Source organism: Tardiphaga sp. 215_C5_N2_1, from assembly GCF_052076055.1.
In the GTDB taxonomy this organism is placed as follows: domain Bacteria; phylum Pseudomonadota; class Alphaproteobacteria; order Rhizobiales; family Xanthobacteraceae; genus Tardiphaga; species Tardiphaga robiniae.
In genome coordinates this window covers 5484096-5509097 of sequence record NZ_CP197240.1, presented here as the reverse complement: position 1 = coordinate 5509097, position 25002 = coordinate 5484096, and the positions used below count along the sequence as shown (strand labels likewise).

General features: G+C 60.0%; 27 protein-coding genes, 1 tRNA gene and 1 pseudogene. 13 read left to right on the top strand and 16 right to left on the bottom strand.

Annotated features, from left to right (window positions below; all coding sequences use genetic code 11):
- Positions 1-91 precede the first annotated feature (91 nt).
- The 7 genes and pseudogenes from AB7828_RS26150 to AB7828_RS26120 form a co-directional block, all read right to left on the bottom strand.
- Complete coding sequence (locus AB7828_RS26150) at positions 92-1066, bottom strand: isopenicillin N synthase family dioxygenase (protein WP_441231575.1); 975 nt, start codon at positions 1064-1066, stop codon at positions 92-94.
- Positions 1067-1391: 325 nt separating this feature from the next.
- Positions 1392-2273, bottom strand: coding sequence for a helix-turn-helix domain-containing protein (locus tag AB7828_RS26145; RefSeq protein WP_441231574.1), 882 nt, complete (start codon positions 2271-2273; stop codon positions 1392-1394).
- A gap of 570 nt (positions 2274-2843) precedes the next feature.
- A pseudogene (locus AB7828_RS26140) lies at positions 2844-3010 on the bottom strand (aldehyde dehydrogenase family protein); the annotation flags it as partial.
- A 754-nt stretch (positions 3011-3764) separates the two neighbouring features.
- Positions 3765-4565 (bottom strand): ABC transporter permease, encoded by an 801-nt coding sequence (locus AB7828_RS26135; protein WP_441231573.1) that lies wholly within the window; start codon positions 4563-4565, stop codon positions 3765-3767.
- Between the two features lie 20 nt (positions 4566-4585).
- Complete coding sequence (locus AB7828_RS26130) at positions 4586-5470, bottom strand: ABC transporter permease (RefSeq protein ID WP_093759510.1); 885 nt, start codon at positions 5468-5470, stop codon at positions 4586-4588.
- 11 nt (positions 5471-5481) lie between these two features.
- Positions 5482-6537, bottom strand: a complete 1056-nt coding sequence (locus AB7828_RS26125) for an ABC transporter ATP-binding protein (RefSeq protein WP_441231572.1) — start codon at positions 6535-6537, stop codon at positions 5482-5484.
- Positions 6538-6636: 99 nt separating this feature from the next.
- Positions 6637-7800, bottom strand: a complete 1164-nt coding sequence (locus AB7828_RS26120; protein ID WP_441231571.1) for an ABC transporter substrate-binding protein — start codon at positions 7798-7800, stop codon at positions 6637-6639.
- Between the two features lie 255 nt (positions 7801-8055).
- On the opposite strand from AB7828_RS26120, the gene AB7828_RS26115 reads away from it, so the two are divergent.
- The 3 genes from AB7828_RS26115 (at position 8056) to AB7828_RS26105 (ending at position 10278) form a co-directional block, all read left to right on the top strand.
- Entirely contained in the window at positions 8056-9066 is a 1011-nt protein-coding gene (locus AB7828_RS26115) for a Gfo/Idh/MocA family protein (protein ID WP_441231570.1), read from the top strand.
- Between the two features lie 112 nt (positions 9067-9178).
- On the top strand, positions 9179-9904 hold the full coding sequence (locus AB7828_RS26110) for a FadR/GntR family transcriptional regulator (protein WP_441231569.1): 726 nt from the start codon (positions 9179-9181) through the stop codon (positions 9902-9904).
- 32 nt (positions 9905-9936) lie between these two features.
- A complete protein-coding gene (locus AB7828_RS26105; RefSeq protein ID WP_441231568.1) occupies positions 9937-10278 on the top strand; it encodes a hypothetical protein in 342 nt (113 codons plus the stop codon).
- A 62-nt stretch (positions 10279-10340) separates the two neighbouring features.
- Here AB7828_RS26105 and AB7828_RS26100 read toward each other — a convergent pair whose 3' ends face one another.
- Both AB7828_RS26100 and AB7828_RS26095 read right to left on the bottom strand, forming a co-directional pair.
- Positions 10341-10733, bottom strand: coding sequence for a hypothetical protein (locus tag AB7828_RS26100; RefSeq protein WP_441231567.1), 393 nt, complete (start codon positions 10731-10733; stop codon positions 10341-10343).
- Positions 10734-11513: 780 nt separating this feature from the next.
- Complete coding sequence (locus AB7828_RS26095) at positions 11514-12128, bottom strand: hypothetical protein (protein WP_441231566.1); 615 nt, start codon at positions 12126-12128, stop codon at positions 11514-11516.
- 84 nt (positions 12129-12212) lie between these two features.
- Here AB7828_RS26095 and AB7828_RS26090 point away from each other — a divergent pair, with 84 nt between their 5' ends.
- Positions 12213-12338, top strand: coding sequence for a hypothetical protein (locus AB7828_RS26090; protein WP_441231565.1), 126 nt, complete (start codon positions 12213-12215; stop codon positions 12336-12338).
- Positions 12339-12857: 519 nt separating this feature from the next.
- Here the strand turns inward: AB7828_RS26090 and AB7828_RS26085 are convergent.
- Positions 12858-13382, bottom strand: a complete 525-nt coding sequence (locus tag AB7828_RS26085; RefSeq protein WP_439086444.1) for a hypothetical protein — start codon at positions 13380-13382, stop codon at positions 12858-12860.
- Between the two features lie 83 nt (positions 13383-13465).
- A tRNA-Pro gene (locus AB7828_RS26080) sits at positions 13466-13542 on the bottom strand.
- A gap of 93 nt (positions 13543-13635) precedes the next feature.
- Between AB7828_RS26080 and AB7828_RS26075 the strand changes: the two genes are divergently transcribed.
- The 3 genes from AB7828_RS26075 to AB7828_RS26065 are packed head-to-tail and all read left to right on the top strand — an operon-like array spanning position 13636 to position 16565.
- Complete coding sequence (locus AB7828_RS26075) at positions 13636-14631, top strand: L-threonylcarbamoyladenylate synthase (RefSeq protein WP_441231564.1); 996 nt, start codon at positions 13636-13638, stop codon at positions 14629-14631.
- A gap of 51 nt (positions 14632-14682) precedes the next feature.
- On the top strand, positions 14683-16140 hold the full coding sequence (locus tag AB7828_RS26070; RefSeq protein ID WP_441231563.1) for an FAD-binding oxidoreductase: 1458 nt from the start codon (positions 14683-14685) through the stop codon (positions 16138-16140).
- Positions 16137-16565 carry a GNAT family acetyltransferase gene (locus AB7828_RS26065; RefSeq protein WP_441231562.1) on the top strand — a complete coding sequence of 143 codons (429 nt, stop codon included), beginning with the start codon at positions 16137-16139 and terminating at the stop codon, positions 16563-16565. The genes AB7828_RS26070 and AB7828_RS26065 overlap by 4 nt, the downstream gene beginning before the upstream one ends.
- 1 nt (position 16566) lies before the next feature.
- Here AB7828_RS26065 and AB7828_RS26060 read toward each other — a convergent pair whose 3' ends face one another.
- A complete protein-coding gene (locus tag AB7828_RS26060) occupies positions 16567-17322 on the bottom strand; it encodes an SOS response-associated peptidase (protein WP_441231561.1) in 756 nt (251 codons plus the stop codon).
- A 61-nt stretch (positions 17323-17383) separates the two neighbouring features.
- Here AB7828_RS26060 and AB7828_RS26055 point away from each other — a divergent pair, with 61 nt between their 5' ends.
- The 4 genes from AB7828_RS26055 (at position 17384) to AB7828_RS26040 (ending at position 19432) form a co-directional block, all read left to right on the top strand.
- Complete coding sequence (locus AB7828_RS26055) at positions 17384-17899, top strand: hypothetical protein (protein WP_068733299.1); 516 nt, start codon at positions 17384-17386, stop codon at positions 17897-17899.
- Between the two features lie 4 nt (positions 17900-17903).
- Positions 17904-18326, top strand: a complete 423-nt coding sequence (locus AB7828_RS26050; protein ID WP_441231560.1) for an NUDIX hydrolase — start codon at positions 17904-17906, stop codon at positions 18324-18326.
- 80 nt (positions 18327-18406) lie between these two features.
- Positions 18407-18781 carry a TIGR02301 family protein gene (locus AB7828_RS26045; RefSeq protein ID WP_120288444.1) on the top strand — a complete coding sequence of 125 codons (375 nt, stop codon included), beginning with the start codon at positions 18407-18409 and terminating at the stop codon, positions 18779-18781.
- A 15-nt stretch (positions 18782-18796) separates the two neighbouring features.
- Positions 18797-19432 (top strand): HAD family hydrolase, encoded by a 636-nt coding sequence (locus AB7828_RS26040; protein ID WP_441232318.1) that lies wholly within the window; start codon positions 18797-18799, stop codon positions 19430-19432.
- A gap of 9 nt (positions 19433-19441) precedes the next feature.
- Here the strand turns inward: AB7828_RS26040 and AB7828_RS26035 are convergent, their stop codons facing one another.
- Positions 19442-20716, bottom strand: a complete 1275-nt coding sequence (locus tag AB7828_RS26035) for an acyl-CoA dehydrogenase family protein (protein ID WP_439057180.1) — start codon at positions 20714-20716, stop codon at positions 19442-19444.
- 146 nt (positions 20717-20862) lie between these two features.
- Here AB7828_RS26035 and AB7828_RS26030 point away from each other — a divergent pair, with 146 nt between their 5' ends.
- Positions 20863-21642: an enoyl-CoA hydratase-related protein gene (locus AB7828_RS26030; protein ID WP_175368777.1), complete on the top strand. Its 780-nt coding sequence runs from the start codon at positions 20863-20865 to the stop codon at positions 21640-21642.
- Positions 21643-21653: 11 nt separating this feature from the next.
- On the opposite strand, the gene AB7828_RS26025 is transcribed toward AB7828_RS26030, so the two are convergent.
- The 3 genes from AB7828_RS26025 to AB7828_RS26015 are packed head-to-tail and all read right to left on the bottom strand — an operon-like array spanning position 21654 to position 23883.
- Complete coding sequence (locus AB7828_RS26025) at positions 21654-22028, bottom strand: DUF6285 domain-containing protein (RefSeq protein ID WP_441231559.1); 375 nt, start codon at positions 22026-22028, stop codon at positions 21654-21656.
- A 58-nt stretch (positions 22029-22086) separates the two neighbouring features.
- On the bottom strand, positions 22087-23085 hold the full coding sequence (locus AB7828_RS26020) for a phosphotransferase family protein (protein WP_441231558.1): 999 nt from the start codon (positions 23083-23085) through the stop codon (positions 22087-22089).
- A 3-nt stretch (positions 23086-23088) separates the two neighbouring features.
- Complete coding sequence (locus tag AB7828_RS26015) at positions 23089-23883, bottom strand: enoyl-CoA hydratase/isomerase (RefSeq protein ID WP_441231557.1); 795 nt, start codon at positions 23881-23883, stop codon at positions 23089-23091.
- A 219-nt stretch (positions 23884-24102) separates the two neighbouring features.
- Here AB7828_RS26015 and AB7828_RS26010 point away from each other — a divergent pair, with 219 nt between their 5' ends.
- Positions 24103-24894 (top strand): SDR family NAD(P)-dependent oxidoreductase, encoded by a 792-nt coding sequence (locus AB7828_RS26010; RefSeq protein WP_441231556.1) that lies wholly within the window; start codon positions 24103-24105, stop codon positions 24892-24894.
- Positions 24895-25002 lie beyond the last annotated feature (108 nt).

The following is a 25002-nucleotide window of genomic DNA, read 5'->3' as shown; positions in this document are numbered from 1 at the left end:
CAGGCAGGTTCGTGGCGGCAATCTGATATTCCGTAAGCGCCCACGGCCCGTACTCACAGATGCAATCGTCGTGCCGCACGCTGCGCACCGATCAGACGACCGGCGACGGCCAGATGCGCTTGTAGGTGGTCAGCATCTCTTCACCGACGCTGAAGGTCGGCGCCTCGGGCTCATTCTCCGACCCCAGCGGCTTCACCACGGCGTCGAAATCCGGCGTCATGAAGAACGGGATCGAAAAGCGCGGCGCACCGCTGCCGCGGTTGGCGACACGATGATTGGTCGAGGAAAACCTGCCCTTGGTCCAGAACTGCAGCGTGTTGCCGATATTGATGATGTAAGAGCCCTTTAACGGAGGCGCCGCGATCCAGTCGCCGCTCTTGTTCTGCACTTCCAGGCCGCCGGTCTGGTCCTGCGAGAGGATGGTGATGACGCCGGTGTCGCAATGCGCGCGTGCCAACAGCTCGACGGTCGGATCTTCGATCTGCGCATAGCGCAGCAACCGCAACTGCGACACGTCATGGGCATAGTATTTCGTGAACTTGTCGGTGGGTTCGCCGAGACCCTCCGCGAGCAATTCGAGTAGCGTGGTCCCCACCTGGTAGGTCCGCTCATAATATGAGTAGACGATGTCGCGGAAACCGTCCGGCCCGGACGGCCACAGGTTTGGACCTCGCAGCGGCAAGTTGGCTTTGACATCAGGGTGACTTTCGTCGAGTTCCGCCGCGCAATGAAACGCTTCCAGATTATTGCCCTTGAAGCTCGGGTCGGTGTCGCCCTTCTCGCGAAGGCCGAGATAGCCACGATAGTGACCCGACTTGGAGATGTGAATCTTGCGCTTCTCGGCATCCGGCAGGTCGAAGAATTGCCGGCTCATGTCGAACACGCCGTCCAGGATATCGTCGCCGATGCCGTGGCCGACGATGTACATGAACCCGACCTGCTCGGCTACCGCGACCACCTCGCGGGCCAGAGCCGCCCGCTTGGACGGATCATTTGCACCTGAGATATCGACGATCGGAATTTCATCGAAAGCCGCGAGGTTGCTCTGGATCGGCTGGCCTAGCATTGATGTCTCCTGTCGCAGCTTGCAGGTTCGAATGACGTCTCGACCGGGATTTACTGGATCGGCGACCGGCCTGACGACGAGCCTGCCCGCAATCCCCCATTTCGACGCGATCAAAATTGTTGGGCCACAGATCAAAAGTCAACAAAAATACCAAAATTGAGACAGCCCGCCGAACACGTCAACGAATCGCTTTCGCACTGCATAGGTTCGCGGCAAATACCTCACGAAATGACGCGAATAACGCCACCATCTGCATAACGAATAGATTCGACTGGAAATCCGCGCTGTCTCAAAATTTATCCGCCGCGACTGCCGACTCGCACAGCTAGGCCAGCGTGCGCTTCATCAGCTTTCGCAACAGCGTTGCGCCAGCTGCCCCCCGGACGGACCCGTTCCATAATTTCTTGAACATCGCTTCATGCAATTGGACGGCCTCCGCAGCGGCCGTGACAATGGCAACGCCCGTCAGGATATTCGGCAATTCGCCAAGACGATACGGACTGACCGACACCAGCGAGCCCTCGCTGCGTCGAAATATCTGGAATGTCTGACTTGGCATGACGCACTCGACCAGGCCGATCTGGATTCCAACCGGCTCCTGTTCCATCAACTGCGCGATCCGTTCCACTTCGACCGCAGCAGCCAGCCGCCGCTTCTTCTGCACGGCGGCAGGAAGATCCAGGCGTCCCACCAGTCCAAGACGCAGAAACCGTTCGATCTCCAATACGCCGATGATGCTGGCCACATTCGGTTGCTTCTGACGTAGTAGCGATTTCCGTTCCGACAGAATTCGGATCACATCGTCAATCTGTCGCTTGAGATCGGCCTTCGCTCCGTTCGCCGGCAGCGTCTCGATGAGCATCTGGCGCAGATGATCGTTGTAGTCTTCGGATGCCAGAATGAACGAGATCGGCTCATAGTGCGCCAATACGCGCTCCGAGGTCAACTCGATCTGGCGCATGCGCTCGAAGAAACTAACAGCGTTGCTGTGATATTCGACGCCCGCGTCCAGCAGCGAAGCCAGTGAGACGCCGAGCAATTCGGAAATCCGCTCCAGTATCTCAAGCTTGATCAATCCGCCTTTTTCCAGCCGGTAGACCGCCGCTCTGGAAATTCCGAGTTGGGCCGCCATCTCCTCCGTGGAGAGGCCCCTCCCAATGCGATATGCCCGCAGTCTTTCGGCAATTTGCTCGTATTGCACAGCCATAAATAAAGATGCCCATGAGAGCGACGCGGGAACGACACCAGTGCCGGATTCGAACCACTCGACAATATCGCCTATGACTAAGCGCGATGATCACTTGCGACAAGCGCTACATGTCCCCCGATGTCTTGGAGACTGGAGTCCCCGGCGCAGTATTACCGAGGCTGACACGGCGTTTTTGCGTGCCCTCGGTGCAGGAACATCTAACCAGCTGCAGCCGCGGAGAAATTCCTGCCGGCGTTGAGCGCCCCCCAACAAGAAGTGGAATCTGCAGGTGCCTAACCGGGTAAAGCCCGATTACGTGAAGGACGGGTAAAATGCAGCTGCGTGCAAAACGGCCTTTCAAGAGCCTCCAGTCGCACACTAAGCCTCTGAAATCATGACTGAAGTGGCAGACATCGAACCTGTGCACCGCGTCCCGTACGCAGAGCACCTTCGTCGAACTATTGATACCCTGGCCGCGCGCCAACTTGGAGGAAGCGCGCGACCGTGGCGCCGCGAGAGCTACGACAGCCTCGTGGCGGACTACTTGCGGCAAACCACTATCGTGTTTTGCGGGCGAAGCCGGCTTCGCTACCCAATGATCGCTTTGACCTCCAGATATTCTTCAAAGCCGAAAACCCCGAACTCGCGCCTATTGCCGGACTGTTTGTATCCTCCGAAGGAAGGCTGCGGCCGAATGCAGCGCCGTTGAGGTAAACACGTCCTGCGCGGATGCGGTTGGCGACGGTACGCGCCTTCCGATAATCGTGGCGCCGATCCGACAAAATGAGGCGCGAGTAGACTCGACAATCAACACCGCATCAGCCGCGCGCAGCACCAGATTGAATCCGTCATACTGGCAATATCTATGTCGGCGGCTAACACGCGCGGTCGCTTGCCAAAACGAAATCAATGGATGCTCCGCTTGGCCCAACCATAGGCAACCATTGCATCGTGAAGTGCATTCCTAGCGTCAACAGTGCTGACCGGATCTTCGCTCGCAGCAGCTAGCCTGCTGACGACGTCAACCCATTGAGGGGACGCGCGGGTTTCAGCTCCAACGTAGCGCTGAATCCATCTCAGCGCTGAAACCACCGACAACAGTTTCCGATCACCAGTCGGAGTCTGGCCAGGCGCATCAGTTGTCAAAGTGATCGGCGCGAAGATGATCTGCACCGTTACCCCGTCGGTTGGTGGATTAAGTTCCAAGCCGGTGTAGCGCAAAGTACAACGTATCCGCAAAGTCACGAAATTCAATTTGGAAACAGGCGCCCGTAGGACCGCGCTGATGCCCATGAACCAATATGCGAACGAGAACCCAGCCGGCTGCTCGTCATCGGACTGTTCAACGTTCCATACATCTGCACGCCTCGAACGGCAGGTTCAAGATCGCGACAAAAGTCGATGCCAGTTGCTAGGTCCGGCTCCATGCTTCGGCAGGTGGTTCCTGTCCGCCTTGCGCGATGAGCCAACCTTGGCGATGACCAAGCACGCGCAGCCTCAAATATGAATTTACTTGTCGAGCTTGAACACCATCTGTGTCGGGCGCACGAACCGCAATGCGATCAGAAGCAGCGTCATGACCATCACCATGTAGATCACGGCCATGGCATCGATCGAATAGACCGGGCGAACGCCTCCGGCGAACATGTTGTAGAATAACGCGACGACAAGCGTCTGCGATCCACCGCCGCCGAGGAGAAATGCGAGCTCGAAATTCGATATCGTATTGACCAGCACGAGGACGCCGGCGGTCAGTATTCCCGGTACCATCAGGGGGAACAATATCCGCCTGAAAATCTGAGCCCGGCTTGCGCCGAGCATTGATCCGCTCCATTCCAGATTGACGCTGATCTGCTCGAAAAATGGCATCAACACGAAGACGGCCAACGGGACCATCGGCACCAGGACCGCCAGAATCACGCCGACGATGGATCCGCCGACCCCGTATCGGTAGAGAGTGGTCGCCAGCGGAATCCCGTAAGTCATCTGTGGGATGACCAGCGGCAGAAAATACAGCAGCAGAATGACCGATTTGAATCGAAAATTTCGTCGCGCAAGAATGTAAGCGGCCGGAAATCCAATGGCCAATGCAAGGAAGACGACGACGACCACGATCAGCAGCGTGACACCCAGCACCTGTCCCAGATCGAAATTCTTCCACGCATAAGCGAACCAGTCCGTCGTATAGGCCGGCGGCAGCAGGCCGCCGAACCACAGCTTGGCGAACGAACTCACGATAACATGCGACACGATCCCAAGCATGTTGAGGATGAAACCCACGATGAACAGATAGAGCGAGAGCTTCCACATTCTGCTTCGCATTGTGCAACCTATCTCTTTCCGACGCCCATCGTCGCAGCCGGCGACAACCGGCGGCGGAACAGGATGATCACCAGCAGCGCTGCCAGCTGACACAGGCCCATAACCACTGCAATCGCGGAAGCAGCCGACATGTCATATTGTTCGAAGGCCTTCTGATAGGCCGCAATGGAGATCGTGCGCGTGGTGCCCGCCGGCTGCCCGAGCATGATGGCGGAGGGAAAGACCGCGAAGCTCATGACGAACACCAGCGCGAATGCGATGGCAAGACCGGGCGCGATGAGCGGCAGCATCACGCGCCGGAAGACAATCGAAGGTGTCGCACCAAGCATCCGCGCCGAGCGTTCAAGGCTGGGATCGATGCCGGATATGTATCCCAACAGCATCAGGAAGCAGAACGGAAACTGCTGCATGAACAACGCCAGCATAACGCCAGCGTAGTTATGGGTCAGAATGAACGGCTCTTTGATAAGCCCTAATCCGAGAAGGACCTGATTGAACCAACCCTGCGAACCATAGAAACCCAAGATACCTTCCGACAGCAGGATCACGCCAAGCGAAATAGGCATGATCAAGATCGTCGTCACGGTCCGTTCCATGAAAATGCCCCGGCGCATGCCGTAAGCCAGCCAAAGAGCGAGCAGAAGGACAACGATCGTCGTGGGAATCGCCAGACTGAAGGTGATCCAGATCGTACCATACTGATAGGGATCGCTGAAGAAGGTGAGATAGTTAGCGAGGCTGAAGCCGCCAACCTTTTGCGGCTGAAGGCTGAGATAGACACCATACAGAAACGGATAGACGAACATGCAGAGAACGTAAAGCAAGGACGGCAGCAAACAGAAGAATGCCAGCGCGTCGAATTCGCTTTTCTCATCGTTGGCCACGGCGCGCATTATTTTCTCGCCTATTCCGCAGGAAGCAAGACGACCTTGTCGATCGGAAACTGAAGGCCAATCGTATCGGCGGTTCGTATCGCCTCGGCGGTGCGTAACCAGACTCGCGTGTTGTCATTGATGCGTATGGCGGCTTCCTGTTCCCGACCGAGATACTCGACCACTTCGACACGGCCACTAACATCTTCGGCACCGGAAACCACCTCACCGCCCGCCCGGATATCGTCTGGACGTATCGCCATCACCATGTCGGTATTCACGCGCACATCGGCTCCTGCCCGCGCTCGAATCCGGATTCCGTCGCCGACGCCCTCGGCGATTCCGTTGGACACTGACGCGATCCTGACCTTGAAGAAATTCCGGAAACCCATGAAGTCCGCCACGAAGACATTCTTGGGCCGGTCGTGGATTTCCTGTGGGGTACCCGACTGCATCAGGACGCCATTGCGCAACACAACGATCCTGTCCGACAGTGACAGCGCTTCGGCCTGGTCGTGAGTCACGTAAATCGACGTCAGCCCCAGCGCGGCGTGAATCTGCTTGATCTCCGCCCGCATCTCGACCCTCAGCTTGGCGTCGAGGTTCGAAAGCGGCTCGTCGAACAGCATCAGGCGCGGATGCAACACGAGGGCCCGCGCAATCGCAACGCGTTGCTGCTGACCGCCGGAGAGCTGGCCCGGATAGCGCTCCTCATAGCCGGTCAATTGCACCAGCTTGAGCATCGCATCGGTGCGCTTCTTGATCTCCTCCTTGGACAATGGCTTCAAGGTGAGCCCGAACGAAACGTTGTCGAAGACCGTCATGTGAGGAAACAGCGCGTAATTCTGGAACACCATTCCGAATGCGCGCTTCTCGGGCGGCAGATGATCGACCCGCGCTCCATTGAGCCTGATCTCGCCCTCGGTCGCCGCAATCAGGCCAGCGACGATCGACAAGGCCGTCGACTTTCCGCATCCACTCGGTCCGAGGAAGGTGACGAACTCGCCCTTTCGGATATCGAGTTCAAGGTTGTCCAGCACGGTCTTGTTGCCATAGCGCTTGGTGATTCCAAGCTTCAGCGAGTCCAACCTATCTCCCGGCCCGTTCATGTCGTCCCGTTTCTGAATAAGAAGCAACAAAGCCACCGGCGGGTCCGTACATGGGGACCCGCACGCTCATCGAATGGATTACTTCTTGACCTGGTTTGCGCCCACTTCCCGGTCCCAACGGTCCATCGCGTAGCTCAATTCCTTCACGCCGAGCGGCGGGGATACTTTCCACTTGGTGCCGACTTCGTCGTATTCGGGCCGCCAAAACTCTTTCACCAGTTCCTGGATCTCCTTGGGTGCCTTTTCCATGGTGGCCGCGGTGATCGTCGGCCCAATGAAGCCCGGCCAGGAAAGCACCTGCTGCTCGGGCCGGCGCATGAACTTCATGAGATCGAGAATGACGTCGACCTGTTCTTTCGGCACGCCTGTGGGGATGCACCAGTAATGTCCGTCGACCACGAAGGTCGTGTTCTGAAGGATGGTGATCTTGGAGTCCGGCGGGATGACGCTCTGGGCACGCGGCTTCATGTCCCATTCCATGATGCCGGCGATGATCCAGCGTTGCCCCTGGGCAAATTCCTTCAATGTGATCGCGGTGCCCGTCGGATAGTATTCGACATACTGCCCAAGCTCCTTCAGATAGGCCCAGGTCTTGTCCCACCCCTTGTCGGGATCGAGTGGCTTCGAGTCATTTAGAATGTGCGCCATGCCCAGTACGATCGACCGACCCGGTCCGCTATTCGCCGGACGCGCATACATCAGCCGGCCCGGATTTGCCTTTGCCCAGGCCAGCAATTCTTCGGCGGTCTTCGGCGGATTGGGGACCTTGCTGGGATTGTAGACGAACACCGGCCCCCCGGCGTTGCCCACCGACGGCACCATGTAGTCGCGGCCCTCGTCGTACAGCGCCTTGCCGGCAGGCGTCATCTCATCGCGCGGAAACTGTTTCTCAAAATCAGGAATCTTGATCAGCTGGTTGTTGGCCGCGAGAAACGCGCCGCCGTCCTGTCCGGTGAGCACAAGGTTGATGTCCAGCCGTCCGGCATCCTGTTGAGCCTTGATCTTGGCCGGCAACTCCGGCGCCGGCGCGCGCTGAATCCTGATCTCCTTGATCTTGTCGGGATTAGCCTTCTTGTAGTTCTCGATGATGACCTGGGTAGATGCCAAATCTCCCCCGGTATCGATGATCGAGAGAACGATGGGCTCGGCGGCCTTCAGAGGTTCACCAGCGAAGGCTGTTACGGCGAGGACAGCCACGGCGCCGGCAAACGGGCGCAATAATGCATTCGGACAGATCCGCATTTCCGATTCCTCCCTAGCATATGCACCCGCGTCGCGCGCGGTTGTCTTTTATTTGTAAACACAGCATCGACGAGTTGGGCGACATCTGTCAAGCATTGGGGGATCGCAATCGGCCGATCATGAGCAGGACTTGCTGATGTCGCGATGTCGCACCTTGCCCGTCTTGCTCGTTCGCATATCAATCTGTGACGTCATACCCGACCCTAAGAGCCGACAAGTCGGCGCCTTGAGAAGGTCGGCCATCGGGAGAGACGCATGCCAATTGGAGTCGGCCTGATTGGGCTAGGAATGGCGGTGAAGCCGCATATTCTTTCGTTGCTTGAATTGCAGACGCAGGGACGGATCGCAATCGTCGGCGGGTTTGCGCCGTCAGCGGACCGCCGGTCAGCGTTTTCACAGCAGTGGGGCGTTCCGGTTTTCGACAGCCAAGAGGATTTGCTGTCGCGCTCCGATCTCGATCTCGTCCTGATACTGACGCCCCCTGGGACGCATCTGGCGACCGTGCAGGCTGCAGCCGCAGCAGGAAAGCACATTCTGGTGGAGAAGCCCGTCGAGATATCGGTTGCCAGGGGTGAGGAACTCGCGGCCGTCACGGAGGCTGCCGGCGTGCGGTGCGGCGTGTGCCTGCAACATCGCTTTCGTCCCGCAGCACTACGCCTGAAGGCGGTGCTGGATCAGGGAGATCTGGGCGATATCCTGTCGGCGAGTGCATCGATCCGCTGGTGGCGTGATGACGCCTATTTCCGTCAACAGGGCCGCGGCATGAAGGCTCGCGATGGCGGCGGCGTATTGCTCACACAGGCCATCCATACGCTCGATCTGCTTCTGCATTTCGTGGGACCGCACAAGGACGTCGCCGGTTTTGCATCGACCTCACCGCTCCGAACGATCGATACTGAAGACGTGACCGCGGCCGCGGTCCGTTTCCAAAGCGGTGCCATCGGCGTGCTCGATGCCACCAGTGTTGCGCGGCCCGGCTATCCGGAGCGTATCGAAATCGCGGGCACGCGCGGTTCGGCCTATCTCGAGACGTTTCAATTGGTCATCCATCGTCACGAAGGTCCGCCAGAGACCGTCGGGACTGCGCAATCCGGCGGCGGAGGTGCCGATCCGATGGCATTCGATCACGGCCCGCATCGGGGCGTGATCACCGAGATGCTGGATGCAATCGAACAACGACGCGAGCCATCCAATGGCGTGCGCTCCGCCCTTCACGTGCAGCGGCTGATCGAAGCCTGGCTGTCAGACGCCGCCGCCCGCGCCTAAGCAGTTTGGCCAGCGCTGCAATCCCGGATTGTCAGCGGCAGCACGCCGACTTGTCAAAAAGATGTAATGTTGCCAAAGACTGGAGCATGTTCGGAGCAAGGACGGGGTGAACATGGGCTCAACGGTCAAACGGGACGACATTCCGGAGCGCCCGGCTGTGACGGGAAAGCTCAGCGACCGCGTCTACGATCATGTCCTCAGCCAGATCACGGTCGGAATCTACCCGGTCAATTCGCGGCTTCCTCCTGAGACACGCCTGGCAGATCAGCTTGGCGTTTCACGCCCGGTCGTCCGTGAAGCGCTGATGCGGCTGCGCGATGACGGCGTCGTCGCATCGCGGCAGGGCGCCGGTTCGTTTGTGATGCGACGTCCCGCGGCAGACGTTTACAACTACGCTCCCGTGGGAAGCATTGCCGATATCCAGCGCTGTTTCGTATTTCGCATCGGCATCGAAGGAGAAGCCGCTGCGCTTGCCGCGCGCGATCACGATCCGGAAGGTCTGCGCCGGATCCGCGACGCTATCGCGGCACTGGATCAAGTGATCGCGGATGCCGCGCTGGGCGTAGAGGAAGACATTGCGTTCCACCGTTCGGTCGCAGAGGCGACCGGCAATCGCTTCTTCGCCGCGACTCTCGCCGCGATCCAGTCTCAGGTGAGCGTGGGTATCACGCTCAATCGAAACCTCTCCTTGATCCAGCCTCGCGACCGACTTCTGCGTGGGCAAGAGGAGCACCGGGCCGTGTTCGATGCGATCGCCTCCAGAGACGAAGCCGGAGCTCGCGAAGCCATGCGGTCGCATATCGAGAATGCCCGCAAGCGCGTTTTTGAAGGCGGATAGCTGCGCGCAGCAGGGCACGCGCGCCCGAGTGGTTGTACTCAGATGAAAATCGGGAAATTCTCGATCTGCAGCTCGCCGACGAGCTCGGCAAGCCCGTCCATTTCATCGTCCACCGCGCCGACGGCGAACAATATGCCGAGAAGATCAAGACCGGATGGGATGCAATCGTCGCTGACGCAGGCCTCAGCACTGACGTTGTCCGGCATATCCTGCGTCACACCGCAGCGACATGGCTCATGCAGATGGGCACCGACCCGTGGCAGGCCGCCGGCTGGCTAGGGATGACGCTGGAGCAGATTCAGAACAATTACGGACGTCACCACCACCCGGACTTCCAGGAAGAAGCCGCAGAGGCGTTCAGCGGGCGACGCTGATCAAGGTCGAAAACCGAGGGAGGAGTGTACTAAGAAAGAAACGCAGGGCCTGAGGGAATCGATCATGCCGCATCTTCGACCGGCTTGTCCTCCTCCTCGAAATCAACGGAGCCCGTTTCGTTCGCTCGCTCGACGAGCGCATCATATTTCTCTTTCAACAAACCGGGCTTTTTATCCGCGAAGAGCCTTTTGATAACGAGGTGCGGATTTAGAATTACGGCGTGCGACAGTTTGCCGGAAGCTCCCTCGCGCACACGGATGAAGCCCAACTCAGCTAGCAATTCGATCCGTTCAGCCCATAGCCGCACGGCTCTCTGACCTGAATAGCCCGAATGACGGGCCAGCATGGCCGCCGCTCCGAGGCTGACATACATTTCGTCGTATGCCCGGCACCAAAGCTCGAAATAGGCGTCCGATGCCGGCTTCCCTTTGGTCAGATCGTCGATGATTGACATGATGATCGGAAGGGTTCGCGGAATTGAGGTAAAACCGTCATCTGTATGACGGGTCCATAGATCAGCAGGACGGAGATCGGGCCACAACGTCTTCCGCAGGGCGGTCACCTTCTTTGCGACGCGAGATCTTTTTACCATGTGGCACCTTTTTATGGTCGAGAAGCGGGGCGGCCGAAGTTTGGACCCTCGGCCTAGTCCCTAACCGTTCACGACGCGGGCTTGAATCCGCGCCACCAAAAGAACCCTCAGTGACCTGACGCTAGAATTGCAAAAAATCCCTGCATTATCAAATACTTAAGTAAATCCAGTCCCGGTCAATCGGTGTGCTGGCATCAATTACCAAATTATCTCAGTTGGATCGTATAATCCATCTCGCGTAGACGAGATGTATTAGACCTTTCGAAAAATCGTGTGAGAGAGTGCACTTACGCGAATTTTCCAGTGCTCGGGTAATCGGGTGATTGGGTACTCGGGTGCTCGGGTGCTCGGGTGGACGAAAACCGGCTGGAGCCCGAGCACGGTCGGCCCACCGGCGAAAGTTGTCTCGCGGCTGCGGTCGCATCTGGCGCGCTGTCGCCGGCTCGGTCTGCAACTCGCCGACCATATCGGCAAGCTCGTGCATTTCGTCGTCCACCGCGCCGACGGCGAACAATTATGCCGAAAAGATCAAGACTAGGTGGGATACGATCGTCTTTGACGCGGACCTCAGACCGACACCGCCCGGCGCATGCAGCGGCTCGATACTGCCCAAGTCGATCCCGATTTTCTGATGCATTTGTCTCACGGCATAGGCGCCCATTTCAGATCGCTCAAGTCGGAGGGTAGGGCTCTGCCGGAGGATGTCTCGATCCTCGGAGCGGTAAGCTTCACAGTGAGCTGGAGCCATCCCTGCGTTACTGCAACGGTCGTGACGAATGCTTCCCTCGCGTCGCGTGGAGGTTTTCTGAAGTGCTCATACGTCGGAAGTTTCAGTTCGGCGCACAGATCCTTCACAGACGGAGTGCCGAAGTGGATCTCCGCAATAGAATGGGCGAACGCGTTTCTGATTTTGCCGATGTTGACCAAATCTCGACGTGTAATAGGCCCGATGATGCCAAACGCATACGCTATGTCGATACGGCTTCCCATTGAAGCGAGGATGCCACCTTCCATTTTAAAGAGGCCATCCTTCAGCTTTGTTTTCTCTGCGGGCCCCAGGTCGTCCCGCATGATCCTTCCCAATCCCGCACTGAGCGCGGTCTCGACGATGGCCCCACCGACTATTGCAGTCAGACGGTCGCCGGCATGGTCTCCGCCCGCGGCGGCTTCCTTCAGCGCCTTGGTAGCTTCGAAAAAGCCCAGAGACGTTCGTGAAATCTCTTTGATCGACGTCGGCTTAGACTTGTTCGGCGCCATTGCAGCGGTCCCTGTTCGTATATGGAGGGCATCACTATTGCAGGTCGCTCGCCGGTTCTCCAAGAGAAAGGGCGGGCTTGAGCAATGACCCCACAGCTCGCCAGCATCCTCGCCGATCTCGACATCGAAGTGGTGGAGACCCGCGTGCGCCGCGAGCCCGAGCAGACCTCCGCCACCGTACATACTGGCCACACGGCGGCGACTGGCTAATGCAGATGGGCACCGACGCTTGGCAGGCCGCAGGATGGCTAGCGATGACGCTGGAACAGCTGCAGGAGAATTACGGGCATCATCATCCGCACTTCCAGTAAGAGGCCGCAGAGGCTTTCAGCGGGAGCGCTAAGGCTGTTCAATAAGTTGACTGATCAAAGCCGAAACGCGTTCTGGCGGCGCCCTGTCGATATCTGTTGCGAGTTGAAGTGGACGCCTGAAGAATCCCGCGAGAAAAATTAGATACGCTCTATTCCCAAGCTCGTCGGGCGCGATTCTGAATTCTAGTTCTTCATTCGCGCGGTTGTCCCAGATTTGCCGCATCTCTCGACCGAAGAGGTAGATGGGTGAGACTGAATCCGGTGAACGTATGTGTTCGTAAACTTCAAGCCGTCTTATGATAGCTCGCTCAAAACTGGCCGCTGCTTGCTCCGCATCCAACCACCGCGAGAGCGTTTCCGCTTGACCACGGCGAATGCGAAACAGATCGACTGATGCGAGTTCCAAATCCTTGATCCACTATTTGACGAAGTACACTTCAACAGGCAGACCCGCCTCTTGAAAAAGTCCCGCCACGTTGTTCAATTGTCCCTCGGACCTTCCTACACCGTACCTTGCCGACTTGTTCGAAAGAACCCACGGAACTTCAAAACCCGTCTGTTCAAGATATAGCTCTCCAGCAATGCGTGCCACATCCTCGTCCGCCAACATGGGATGCCCCAGCGGTAACAATCGAGAAAGCTGGTCGGTTTCGCGGGGCCGAGCAAACCGACGATCTGGTGACGTAGCTTCGTAACTTTCTTCGATGCAAAATCGCACCCCTCCGTCCGGCGGCACTAACCACAGGAACGTGATGTTTGTTAAGTAGCGCTGCATCACGAGGTTAGTCTCAGCAAATGCACGAATCCCACCAAGCCAATCGCCCGTCGTCGGATTCAAGTCGTGCCAGAAGATGGGGGAAGCGTTGAATTCTGAGGTCTTGCGGGCGCCGGTGATGCAAATCCCGAACAAAACATCGAGATCTTCACCAGCCGCCATTGCCATCAGCAATTGCCTCTAAGTATCCCCATATCGTTGCGCATTTCGTTGCGCCATTCTTAGCTCAAGCGACTAAGTATTTGAAATCATGGTCGGAGTGGCAGGATTCGAACCTGCGACCCCTGCGTCCCGAACGCAGTGCTCTACCGGGCTGAGCCACACTCCGACTAAGAGCGCGGCTTATAGCCTTGGGTTTCGCATCCTGCAAGAACCCCGGTAAAGAAGCCTGACCAATTTTGAAGACAAGGATCTGCCCCGTATGGCCGTAGGCCTGACCACCCGGATGAGCCCCGCCGACGCCGCCCATATTGCGGAGGCGGCGCGCTGCCTGCGCGCGGGCGGGCTGCTGGCGTTCCCGACCGAGACGGTCTACGGGCTCGGCGCCGATGCGGCCAATCCGCGGGCCGTGGCGGGGATCTATGAAGCCAAAGGCCGGCCGTCGTTCAATCCGCTGATCGCCCATGTGGCCGATCTCGCCGCTGCCCGGCGCATTGCCCGATTCGATGCGCGCGCGCTGACGCTTGCCGAGGCGTTCTGGCCGGGGCCGCTGACGCTGGTGCTGCCCAAGGCGGCGGACTGCCTAGTGGCCGATCTGGCCACCGCCGGCCTCGACACCATTGCCATTCGTGTGCCGGCCCATCCCGTGGCCCACGCGCTCCTGCAGGCCTTTGGCGGTGCCGTGTTGGCGCCGTCAGCCAATATCTCCGGGCATGTCTCGCCGACCACCGCAGCCCATGTGCTGAGCGATCTGGATGGCCGGATCGACATGATCCTCGATGGCGGACCGGTTGAAGTGGGCGTTGAATCCACCATCGTCGGTTGTTTCGACACACCGATGCTGCTCCGCCCCGGTGGCCTGCCGCGCGAAGCGATCGAACGGGTGTTGGGCCAGCCGCTGGCGAGCCCGCCGGACGACCCCGCAAGCGATACAAACCAGCCGCTGGCGCCGGGCATGCTGGCCTCGCATTATGCGCCGCGGACACGGGTACGGCTGCTGGCCGAGGCCGTGAATCCCGGCGAGGCATTACTGGCTTTCGGGTCGGCCCCGCTGCCGGGCATCGAGGCTGCCGCCGCTGTCCTGAATTTGTCCGAACAGGGCGATCTCGGGGAAGCCGCCACCAATCTTTTCGGCTATCTTCGCGCGCTCGACGCCGCTGCCGTGGCCTCGGGCGCGAGCGGCATCGCGGTGATGCCGGTGCCGAACCACGGGCTCGGCGAAGCCATCAATGACCGGCTGCGCCGCGCCGCCGTGTAACTCGAACGCAAGACCAAGAAACGCGCCAAGAAAATATCCAAGGGAATAGTTATGAATATCGTCCAGCCGAAGCCGCCCACGCTCTCCCCCGAAACCATTGCGCGCTTCCGGGCCATCGTCGGCGACAAATACGCCATCACCGATCAGACCGATGTGCATCAATACGTCACCGAGGATCGCAACCTGTTTTTCGGCACCTCGCCGCTGGTGCTGCGCCCGGGTTCGACCGCCGAAGTCGCCGCGATCTGCAAACTCGCCACCGAGACCCGCACCGCACTGGTGCCGCAAGGCGGCAATACCGGGCTCGTCGGCGGCCAGACGCCCTATGGCGGTGAGGTCGTGCTGTCGATGCGCCGGATGGACAAGGTGCGCGATCTGGACACCTCGTCCAACACCATGACGGTGGAAGCCGGCCTCGTGCTGCAGGTCGCGCAGCAGCGCGCCGCGGAAGCCGACCGGCTGTTTCCGCTGTCGCTGGGCTCCGAAGGCAGCTGCACCATCGGCGGCAATCTCTCCAGCAATGCCGGCGGCACCACCGCCCTCGCCTATGGCGTCGCGCGCGAAATGGCCCTCGGCCTCGAAGTCGTGCTCGCCGATGGCCGCATTCTCAATGGCCTGTCGAAGCTGAAGAAGGACAATACGGGCTACGATCTGCGCAACATCTTCATCGGCGCCGAAGGCTCGCTCGGCATCATTACTGCGGCAACGCTGAAACTGTTTCCGAAGCCACGCGCGGTCGAGACCGCCTTTGTCGGCCTGAAATCGCCGGACGATGCGCTGAAGCTGCTCGGCATCTCGCGTTCTGAGGCCGCCGGCAGTCTCACGAGCTTCGAACTGATCGCCGATATCGCGGTGGATTTCAGCGTCCGCCATGGTATCGGCATTCGCGACCCGCTCTCCAGCAAACACGCCTGGTATGTCTTGATGGAATTGTCGTCGGGACGCGACGATGCCCGCGCGACATTGGAGGCGATCCTCGAACGCGGCTTTGAAGACGGCATCGTGGATGACGCCGTGATCGCCGAGAATATCGCCCACCGTCAGGCGTTCTGGAAACTGCGCGAGGAAATCTCGCCGGCGCAGAAGCCGGAAGGCGGATCGATCAAGCACGATATCTCGGTGCCGGTTGCTTCCGTGCCCGCCTTCATCGCCGAAGCCAATGCTGCCGTCGTGAAGCTGATGCCCGGCGCACGTCCGGTGCCGTTCGGCCATCTCGGCGACGGCAACATCCACTACAATGTCACGCAGCCCAAGGAGACGCTCGGCGACAGCGACGGCCGCGAGAAATTCCTGGCGCGCTGGCACGACGTCAACGAAGTCGTCTTCGACGTCGTGCTGCGCATGGGCGGTTCGATCTCCGCCGAACACGGCATCGGCCAAATGAAGGCGGCTGAGCTGCCCTCGGTGAAGGACCCCGTCGCCATCGAACTGATGCGCAGCCTGAAGGCGATGCTGGATCCGCTGAACATCCTCAATCCCGGCAAGGTGCTGCTGCCGGTGCAACATTGAAAGTTGCCCGGCTCGTCGACACCGAGATTCAGGCGGTCGTCCAGCTCTGGCTGCGCTGCGGACTGGTCCGGCCCTGGAACGATCCGGAGGCCGATATCAGGCTGGCGCGCGCAGGCACCAATGCCGATGTCCTGGTCGGTCGCAAGGGAAGGACCATCGTTGCCTCCGTGCTGGTTGGCCATGATGGCCATCGCGGCTGGGTCTATTACGTCTCGGTCGATCCCGACCATCAGCGCCAGGATTTCGGCCGCGGCATCATGAGTGCAGCCGAGGACTGGCTGCGCGAGCGCGGCATCGAGAAGATGCAGCTCATGGTGCGCTCGGATAACACCAAGGTGCAGGCATTCTACGAGTCGCTCGGCTATGGCGAACAGAAGCGCGTGATCTATGCCAAGTGGCTCGACGGACGGCCGCTGACGCCGTGAACTAGAACAATGATCCCTGGCCGTCGTCCTCGCTCACCACAACCTTGCGCGGCGCCCTCGTCGGCTTCACCTGCTCCACGGCAGCTTCTTCCGCCGAGATCGGCAGGATCAGTTGCGCATCGTCATTGGCCACCTTGTTGACGGCCATCGCCACCGGATGCCAAGCGAAGGTGCCGTCTGCGGGCGCAGCGAGCATCGTCATCACGTCGGACGCGCTATCCGAACTGCAATCGAGCCACTGGCCGAAATGATCGGGTGCGATCGTCACCGGCACGCGATGGTGCAGTACCGACATGCCCGTGCTGGCTTCCGCAGTGATGATCGCAACCGTGTCGACTTCTTCGCCGTTCGGTCCCATCCAGGTCTCGGCTAGGCCCGCAAAGCCCATCGGCCCGCCTGCGCTTGGGTGGATAAAATACGGCTGTTTGCGTTCACCGCGATTTTGCCATTCGTAATAGCCATCGGCCGGAATCAGACAGCGGCGGCGACGAATCGCGTTTTTGAAGGCCGGCTTTTCTTGCACCGTCTCGGCGCGTGCATTAATCAGAAGCGTAAACTTCCGCGGGTCCTTGACCCAGGAGGGCAAAAGGCCCCATCGCATCAGACGGAAATGCCGGGATCCGTTTTCAACGATGACAACAGGGACCGGCTGCGTCGGCGCAATATTGTACCTCGCAGGAAAATTCGGTTGCTCGATATAACTGAATACCTGCCGTAACGCTTCCGGCGCTGATGTAATGACAAACCGCCCGCACATTCTCGATCCGCAATCCTGCCTCTTCAGGCGGTTTTAACCCAAAACACCAACAGTGCGACATATGACCCTGACGGCCATACAACCGGCGCAGCATGACCATCACGATCTGGCCAGTGCCGGTGCCGGCCCCGTCGCGTCCGCTGCCGAGCTGATGGCCGCCAATATCAATCCACGCACGGGTCTGGCGACCGACTATCTCAATCACTTCAATGAAGCCATCATGTTGCTCGAGCTGATCCCGGACATGCCGGACTGCTATGAGCTGTTCCTGGAATGGCAGCCGCTCAGCTATGCCGAGCACTTCATCAAATCCAACTTCAAGGCACGCGATCTTGCCATCGCGTCCTATGAGGCTGCCCGCCCGGCCATCCGTGCAGAATTCGATGCGCTGGTCGCGAACATGACGCAAATCCTGACGACTGTCGGCGAAGCCATGCGCACCGTGCAGCAGGACCGGACCCGCGCCATGCTGGCCGAACAGGCCGCCGGCTGGGTGAAACCCATGGTCGGGACTGCCGGCGGCATTATCAACGGCCGTGATCAGGAATCCGACGTCGACAGCATTATGGCGCAATGACCTCGTGACCGACACGCCTCCTACCCATCCGCAGCTCGCCACCAGCGCCGCCATCTTCCGGGATGGCAAGGTGCTGCTGGTCCGTCGCACCCGCTCGCCCGGCAAGGGCTTTTATTCACTGCCCGGCGGACGCGTGGAATTCGGCGAATCCCTCGCCGTAGCCCTTGCCCGCGAGGTGATGGAAGAAACCGGACTGACCATCGACATTGTCGGCCTGTCCGGCTTTCGCGAAGTCCTGCCAAACGACAAGGTGGCCGGGCACTACCTGATCATGTCCTTTGCCGCGCGCTGGGTGGCTGGCGAGCCCGAGCTAAATGACGAACTTGACGATTTCCAGTGGGTCGCGCCGGACGATCTCGGCGCCTTCAAGACCACCGATGGCCTCGGCCCGATCCTTGCCATGGCGGAAGATCTGGTCGGACCATAGATAGCTCCTTGCCGCACCAGCAGCGTTGCCTTGCTTCAGACGCCTTGAAAAGGCATATCAGCCGGGTTCCGGGACCATTCATGTTGAAGCATCTGCTCATCATTCTGACCATTGCGATGACCTGCGCTGGCTCTGCCCGGGCACAGGACACGGCTGCGCCGTTCGACAATGACCTGCAGCGGATGTCCGAGATTCTCGGCGCGCTGCATTATCTGCGCGGCATCTGCGGCAACAACGAAGGCAACAAATGGCGCAACGAAATGCAGGCGCTGGTCGATGCCGAGACGCCGTCGGGCGAGCGCCGCGCCCGCATGATCGCCGGTTTCAACCGCGGCTATAACGGCTTCCAGCAGACCTACCGGACCTGCACGCCTGCTGCCAGTATCGCGATCCGCCGCTATATCGACGAAGGCTCGCGGATCTCGCGCGATCTCACCGCAAGGTATGCGAACTAGATGAAGCCACATGCCATCGACACTGTCTTTTTCGATCTCGACGGGACGCTGACCGATCCCAAGATCGGCATCACGGGCTCGATCCAGTATGCGCTCGGCAAGCTCGGGCTTCCCGTCCCGACACAGGACGAACTGACCTGGTGCATCGGCCCACCGCTGCGCGCCAGCTTCGTGGCACTGCTCGGCAGCGAGAAAGATGCCGATCGCGGCGTAGAACTCTATCGCGAACGCTTCGGCACGATCGGCCTGTTCGAGAACACGCTTTATGATGGCGTCATCGCGACGCTCGATACGTTGCACGCAACAGGCCGCCGGCTGTTTGTCGCCACCAGCAAGCCACACGTGTTCGCCGATCGCATCGTCGATCACTTCGGCCTGCGCCAATATTTCACGCGTGTGTTCGGCTCGGAACTCGACGGCACCCGCGTCGACAAGAGCGACCTGCTGCGCTACGCGCTTGATGAAACCTCGACCGATCCCGCACGTGCGATCATGATCGGCGACCGCAAGCACGACATCATCGGCGCAGCGAATAACGGCATTCCGGGGATCGGCGTGCTCTATGGCTATGGCGGCCGCGAGGAGCTAACCTCCGCAGGCGCTCGGCATCTGGTTGCCTCACCTGCGGAAATTCCGGGTTACATCGACTAACTCACAACGTCAGTGCTTGTTGACGCCCATATAGCCGAACAGGAATCCCGCGACCTTGCGTTTCTGGATTTCTTCGCTGCCTTCCGTGATGCGGTAGCGGCGGTGATGGCGATAGATGTGTTCGAACGGCTTGTGCCGTGAATAGCCCATGCCGCCGTGCACTTGCATGGCGCGGTCGGCAGATTCGCAGCACAGTCGGTTGGCCCAGTAATTACACATCGACACCTTGTCGGACAGCGTATGCTCGACCTGCGCCTGGGTGAGCTGATCCATCTCCCACGCCGTCTTGCGGATCAGGAGCCGCAGCATCTCCGCCTGCGTCGCCAGCTCGACCAACGGAAACTGGATGCCCTGGTTGCGCGCCAGTTCCTCGCCGAACGGCTTTCGCTCGCGCGCGTATTTCACGCTCTCATTGATGCAATAGACCGCGGCGCCGAGCGAACTCGCCGCCTGACGGATGCGGTTCTCATGCACGAAGCACTGCGCCAGCGACAGACCACGACCGATCTCGCCGAACAGCGCATCATCCGGCACAAATACATCGGTGAAGGACACGCGCGGATGGTCCGTGGGCATGTTGAAGGTCCACATATACTCTTCGATCTTTACGCCTGCGGCCTTGGCCGGCACCAGGAAACAGGTGATGCCGCGCGCATCGCCATCGTTCCCCGACGTGCGCGCGAACAGCGCGCAATGCGTCGCCACATGCATGCCGGTGGTCCACATCTTCTCGCCGTTGATGACCCAGCCCTTGACGCCATCACGCGTCGCCTCGACGGCCGTCGTCTCCATGTGCGTGGCGTCGGAGCCGTGTTCGGGTTCGGTGAGGCCGAAGGTGATGCGATATTTGCCGGTGATCGAGCCCTCGATCATCTCCTTCTGGTCCTCGCGGCCGTAACGATCGAGCATCGTGACCAGCGGCAGATTACCGACGATGGAATGCTCATTCTGCAGATCGTTGTGCAGGCCGAGCCCTTTGGCTGCGAAATGTTCGCGGATCACAGCCATCCAGAGATTGCTGCCGTCTTTGCCGCCATAGCGCTTCGGGATTGCGAAGCGCAGATGGCCGGCGCCGTCGGCTAGGTTCTTCGCTTGGCGTAGCAGCTGCTCCCATTCATGCCGCGGCAGCCCGCCATTGTCGAAATCGGTGCGCGCCCATTCGCGGCGATGATCGAAGAAGCGAATATTGTCATCCCGCTCTTCGAGCGGTTTGATCTCGCGCAGGATGAATGAATCGAGTTCGGCGAGATAGGCGACCAGATCGGCCGGCAGGGAAAAATCCAAGGCGCTCTCCCGATTTTTTTCCGAGCTTTGTTGCTCTTGTTAATCGAGCGATTAAGATGGCATCGTCCGATCAAGTCAAGCGCGGCAAGTCAAGTACGCTTTGGCGTCATAAATTCTGCGTAACGAAAAACAAAAGGGAGGCCGCGATGGCTCTGCAATTCTCAACCGTGACCCGCAAGGGACCGATCACCATCGTGACGCTGTCGCGTCCGGAAGTTTACAACGCACTGCACACCGATGCGCATAACGAGTTGCACGAGGTGTTCAACGACTTCGCTAGCGATCCCGAACAGTGGGTGGCGATCGTCACCGGCGCCGGCGACAAAGCGTTCTGCGCTGGTAATGACCTCAAATGGCAGGCCGCCGGCGGCAAGCGCGGCTGGAACACGTCGGGCTTCGCCGGCCTCACCGCGCGCTTCGATTGTGACAAGCCGATCATCGCTGCGGTGAACGGCGTCGCCATGGGCGGCGGCTTCGAGATTGCGCTGGCCTGCGACCTCATCATCGCTGCGGAAAATGCGACCTTTGCCCTGCCAGAGCCCCGCGTCGGCCTTGCCGCACTCGCCGGCGGCCTGCAGCGCCTGCCGCGCCAGATCGGCATGAAGCGCGCCATGGGCATGATCCTCACCGCGCGCCACGTAAAGCCGCAGGAGGGCTATGAGCTCGGCTTCGTCAATGAAGTGGTGCCCCAGGGCGAGGCCCTGAACGCCGCGCTGCGCTGGGCCGAGACCATCTGCCAAAATTCGCCGATGTCGATCCGCGCCTCCAAGCAAGCGATCCAGAAGGGCATGGCGGTGTCGCTGGAACAGGCCATCACCGAGCAGCGCGAATATCCCGCCGTGAAAGCTATGGCGGCGTCGGAGGATTATGTGGAAGGGCCGAAGGCGTTTTCGGAGAAGCGCAAGCCGAACTGGAAGGGGAAGTAGCGCTTCGGCGCTTACTTCGGTTCCAGCTCGCGTTTGTACGCCGCGTAATTCGGCTGATCGACGGCGAGCTTCGCCAGCGTCGTCTGCCACAGATGTTCCTTCACGCCGGGTGTTGCGAGGTCGATATCGCCTTGCGCGATGCGGTCGGCAAGATCCTGGTTCAGTCCCTCCAGTGAGCCGTGCACGCCGAGCAGCATCGTCAGGCCATGCAGCTCGGCGGCGTCGCTGTCGCCGGCGAGCGTCAGTTGCCGCGTCACCAGATCAAGTGCGTTGATCGCGACACGCAGCTTGAACGCGGCATGGCCCGAGATTTGAGGTGCAATGTCGTTGCGAAGGAAATCGGCAACGGCCTTTACCAGTTCGTCCGGCCTTGGTTCGTCCTGCATGTCATCACCTTGTTTTTGTGCATGATCTGATCCGAAAACCGGTCGCCACTTTTCGGGATCATGCGCGCGGCGCCAATAGCCGTAACAGATCGATCTCCGTCTCCGACGATCGCCGCCCGATCATCGCGCGCTCCATCGAATGATCCGGGCCGAGACGAAACCGCTGCATCATCCCGACGCACATCACGCCCCAACGCAGGGTACCCATCACTTCCCAAAATTTCACCCGCCGTGCATCGACAGCGATTCCGCTAGCCGCTTCGTAACCGGCGAACAATTCTTCATAAGTACCAAACCCGCCAACCGGCTTGTCGATGACACCGAAGCGCCAGGAATTGACGCAGATCCAGCCGAGATCCTCCATGGGATCACCGAGATGCGCCAGCTCCCAGTCGAGCACCGCGCGGATGCCATCAGGACCGATCATCAGATTGCCATGCCGGAAATCGCCATGCACCAAAGTGACGCGCTCTGACGGGCCGGGATCGTTGTTGCGGAGCCAGCGCAAAGCCAGCTGGAACACCGGGCGCGGCCAGCCAAAACCGTCGATCTCCCGCTGCAATTCAGCGATTTCTGCTGCGGAATTCATGCGGCGAAGCTGCGGCAAGCTTGCGGCAGACAGCCCGTGGATGCCGGCGAGTATCTCGCCGCATTGCCGCGCGAGCTTGGGCCGCGCACCCGCGAATTCATCATCGCGCAGGATCTTGCGCGGGATGGTTTCGCCAGCGACTCGCTGCATGATGAAGCCGGTTCCCAGATCGTCATCGGGTTTGAGAACGTGAAGCACCTTCGGCGACGGCAGACCGGCGTCATGCGCGAGTTGCATGAGTACCGCTTCCGCATCGAGACCCGCGGCACGGCCGGGCGCAGCGCCATAACCCGACGGGGCGCGACGCAGGATTGCGCCGATGGCGCCATCGGGATGCGTGATGTCGAACGACCACGTCTCCTGGCTGGCGCCACCAGACAAACGCTTTGCATCCGTCACGCCGGCGGCGCCATTGCACCACGACGTGACGCTGCGTGCGAGCAGCTCCGCGACGGAAGCTGAGCTCAAGGCCTATTTGCCCGTGAACTTGGCCGGACGTTTTTCCAGGAACGCCGCGACGCCTTCCTTGAAGTCCGGCGACGCACCGGCGGCGCGCTGCGATTTGACCTCGAGATTGATCTGGTCTTCGAAGGAATTTTCCGGGCTTTCCCAGTAGAGCTTGCGGATCAGCGACAGTGCGATGGTCGGGCCGTTGGCGAGTTCATGGGCGAGCTTCATGGCTTCATCCATCAGCGCCGCATCGTCATAGACGCGATTGACGAGGCCCCATTCCAGCGCCTTCTCGGCCGGCAGCTTTTCACCAAGCAACGACAGTTCGACCGAACGTGCCTTGCCGATCAAGCGCGGTAGGATCCAGGTCGAGCCGCAATCCGGCACCAGCCCGATACGACGGAACGCCTGCAGAAAATAGGACGAGCGCGCGCACAAAATGAGATCGCCCATCAGCGCGAAGCTCATGCCGGCGCCGGCGGCGGGACCATTCACCGCAGTAACGATCGGGCAATGCAGGTTCTGCAGCCGGCGCAGGAACGGATGGAAGGCAGTCTCCAGCGTGGCGCCGGCGTTGCTGCGCGCCTTTGTGAGCTGATTGTTGCGCCCCTGAAGATTGGCGCCCGTGCAGAAGGCACGGCCGGCGCCGGTGAGGACCACGCAGCGCACGTCCGTCTTGCGATCATCGATCTCGTCCAGCGCTTCGCCGAGGCCGCCGAGCATGTCGACCGATACCGCGTTCATGACCTCCTGATGATCGAGCTTCAGGATGGCGACATTGCCGTCGAAATCGAGCGTGACGTGTTTGAACTGCATGGTTTCCTCACGGGATGATCCGCGTGTTTATTCCGCGGTGTGGAAGCTTTTGTCTGGGCATGATCTGATCCGAAAACCGGCATCCACTTTTCGGGATCATGCGATTGTATGTCAGGCGGCATATTTGATTTTTCGGACGCGCTTGTCCATGCTTCCTGGGGAACACCAGCCCACCGACGGACGCACGGCATAACGTGCGCCAAGCATGGAAACGCTGACATGGCAACGTCTACACAGATATTCGACCTCAGCGGCCGCGTGGCCGTCATCACCGGCGGCAATGGCGGTATTGGCCTCGGCATCGCGCAGGCGCTGGCCACCGCCGGTTGCAACGTCTCAATCTGGGGCCGCAACGCCGAGAAGAACAAGGCCGCGGCTGCCACCATGGCGGACTGCACCGGCAAGGTCGACACGCTGGTCTGCGACGTCACCGACACCGCCTCGGTGAAGGCGGCGATGGATGCCACGCTCAAGACATTCGGCCGCGTCGATGGCTGCTTCGCCAATGCCGGCATCGGCGGCGGCGGCCGGCACAATTTCATCGACCGCACCGAAGAGCAGTGGCGCTCCATGTTCGCCACCAATCTCGACGGCGTCTTCCATGCCTTCCAGGTCGCCGCACGACATATGACGGAACGCGCCGAGGCTGGTGACAAATTCGGACGATTGGTCGCGACGTCAAGCCTCGCCTCGATCTTCGGCACCGCGCGGAACGAGCACTATGCGGCGACCAAGGCCGCGATCAATGCGCTGGTGCGCGCGCTGGCCGTCGAATTGGCCCGTCAGGGCGTGACAGCCAATGCAATCCTGCCGGGCTGGATCAAGAGCGACATGACCGCAGGAATCATGGGCAACGAGAAATTCGTCGCCAATGTCATGCCGCGCATCCCGGTGCGCCGTTTCGGCGAACCGTCGGATTTTGGCGGCATCGCTGTCTATCTGATGAGCAAGGCGTCATCGTATCACACGGCGGATACATTCGTGATCGATGGCGGGTATACGGCGTTCTAACCACAAATGCTGTCATGCCCGGACTTGATCCGGGCATCCATCTTTGCCCCTGCAGCCAATGAAGATGGATGGCCGGGTCAAGCCCGGCCATGACGACCGGGGGGACCT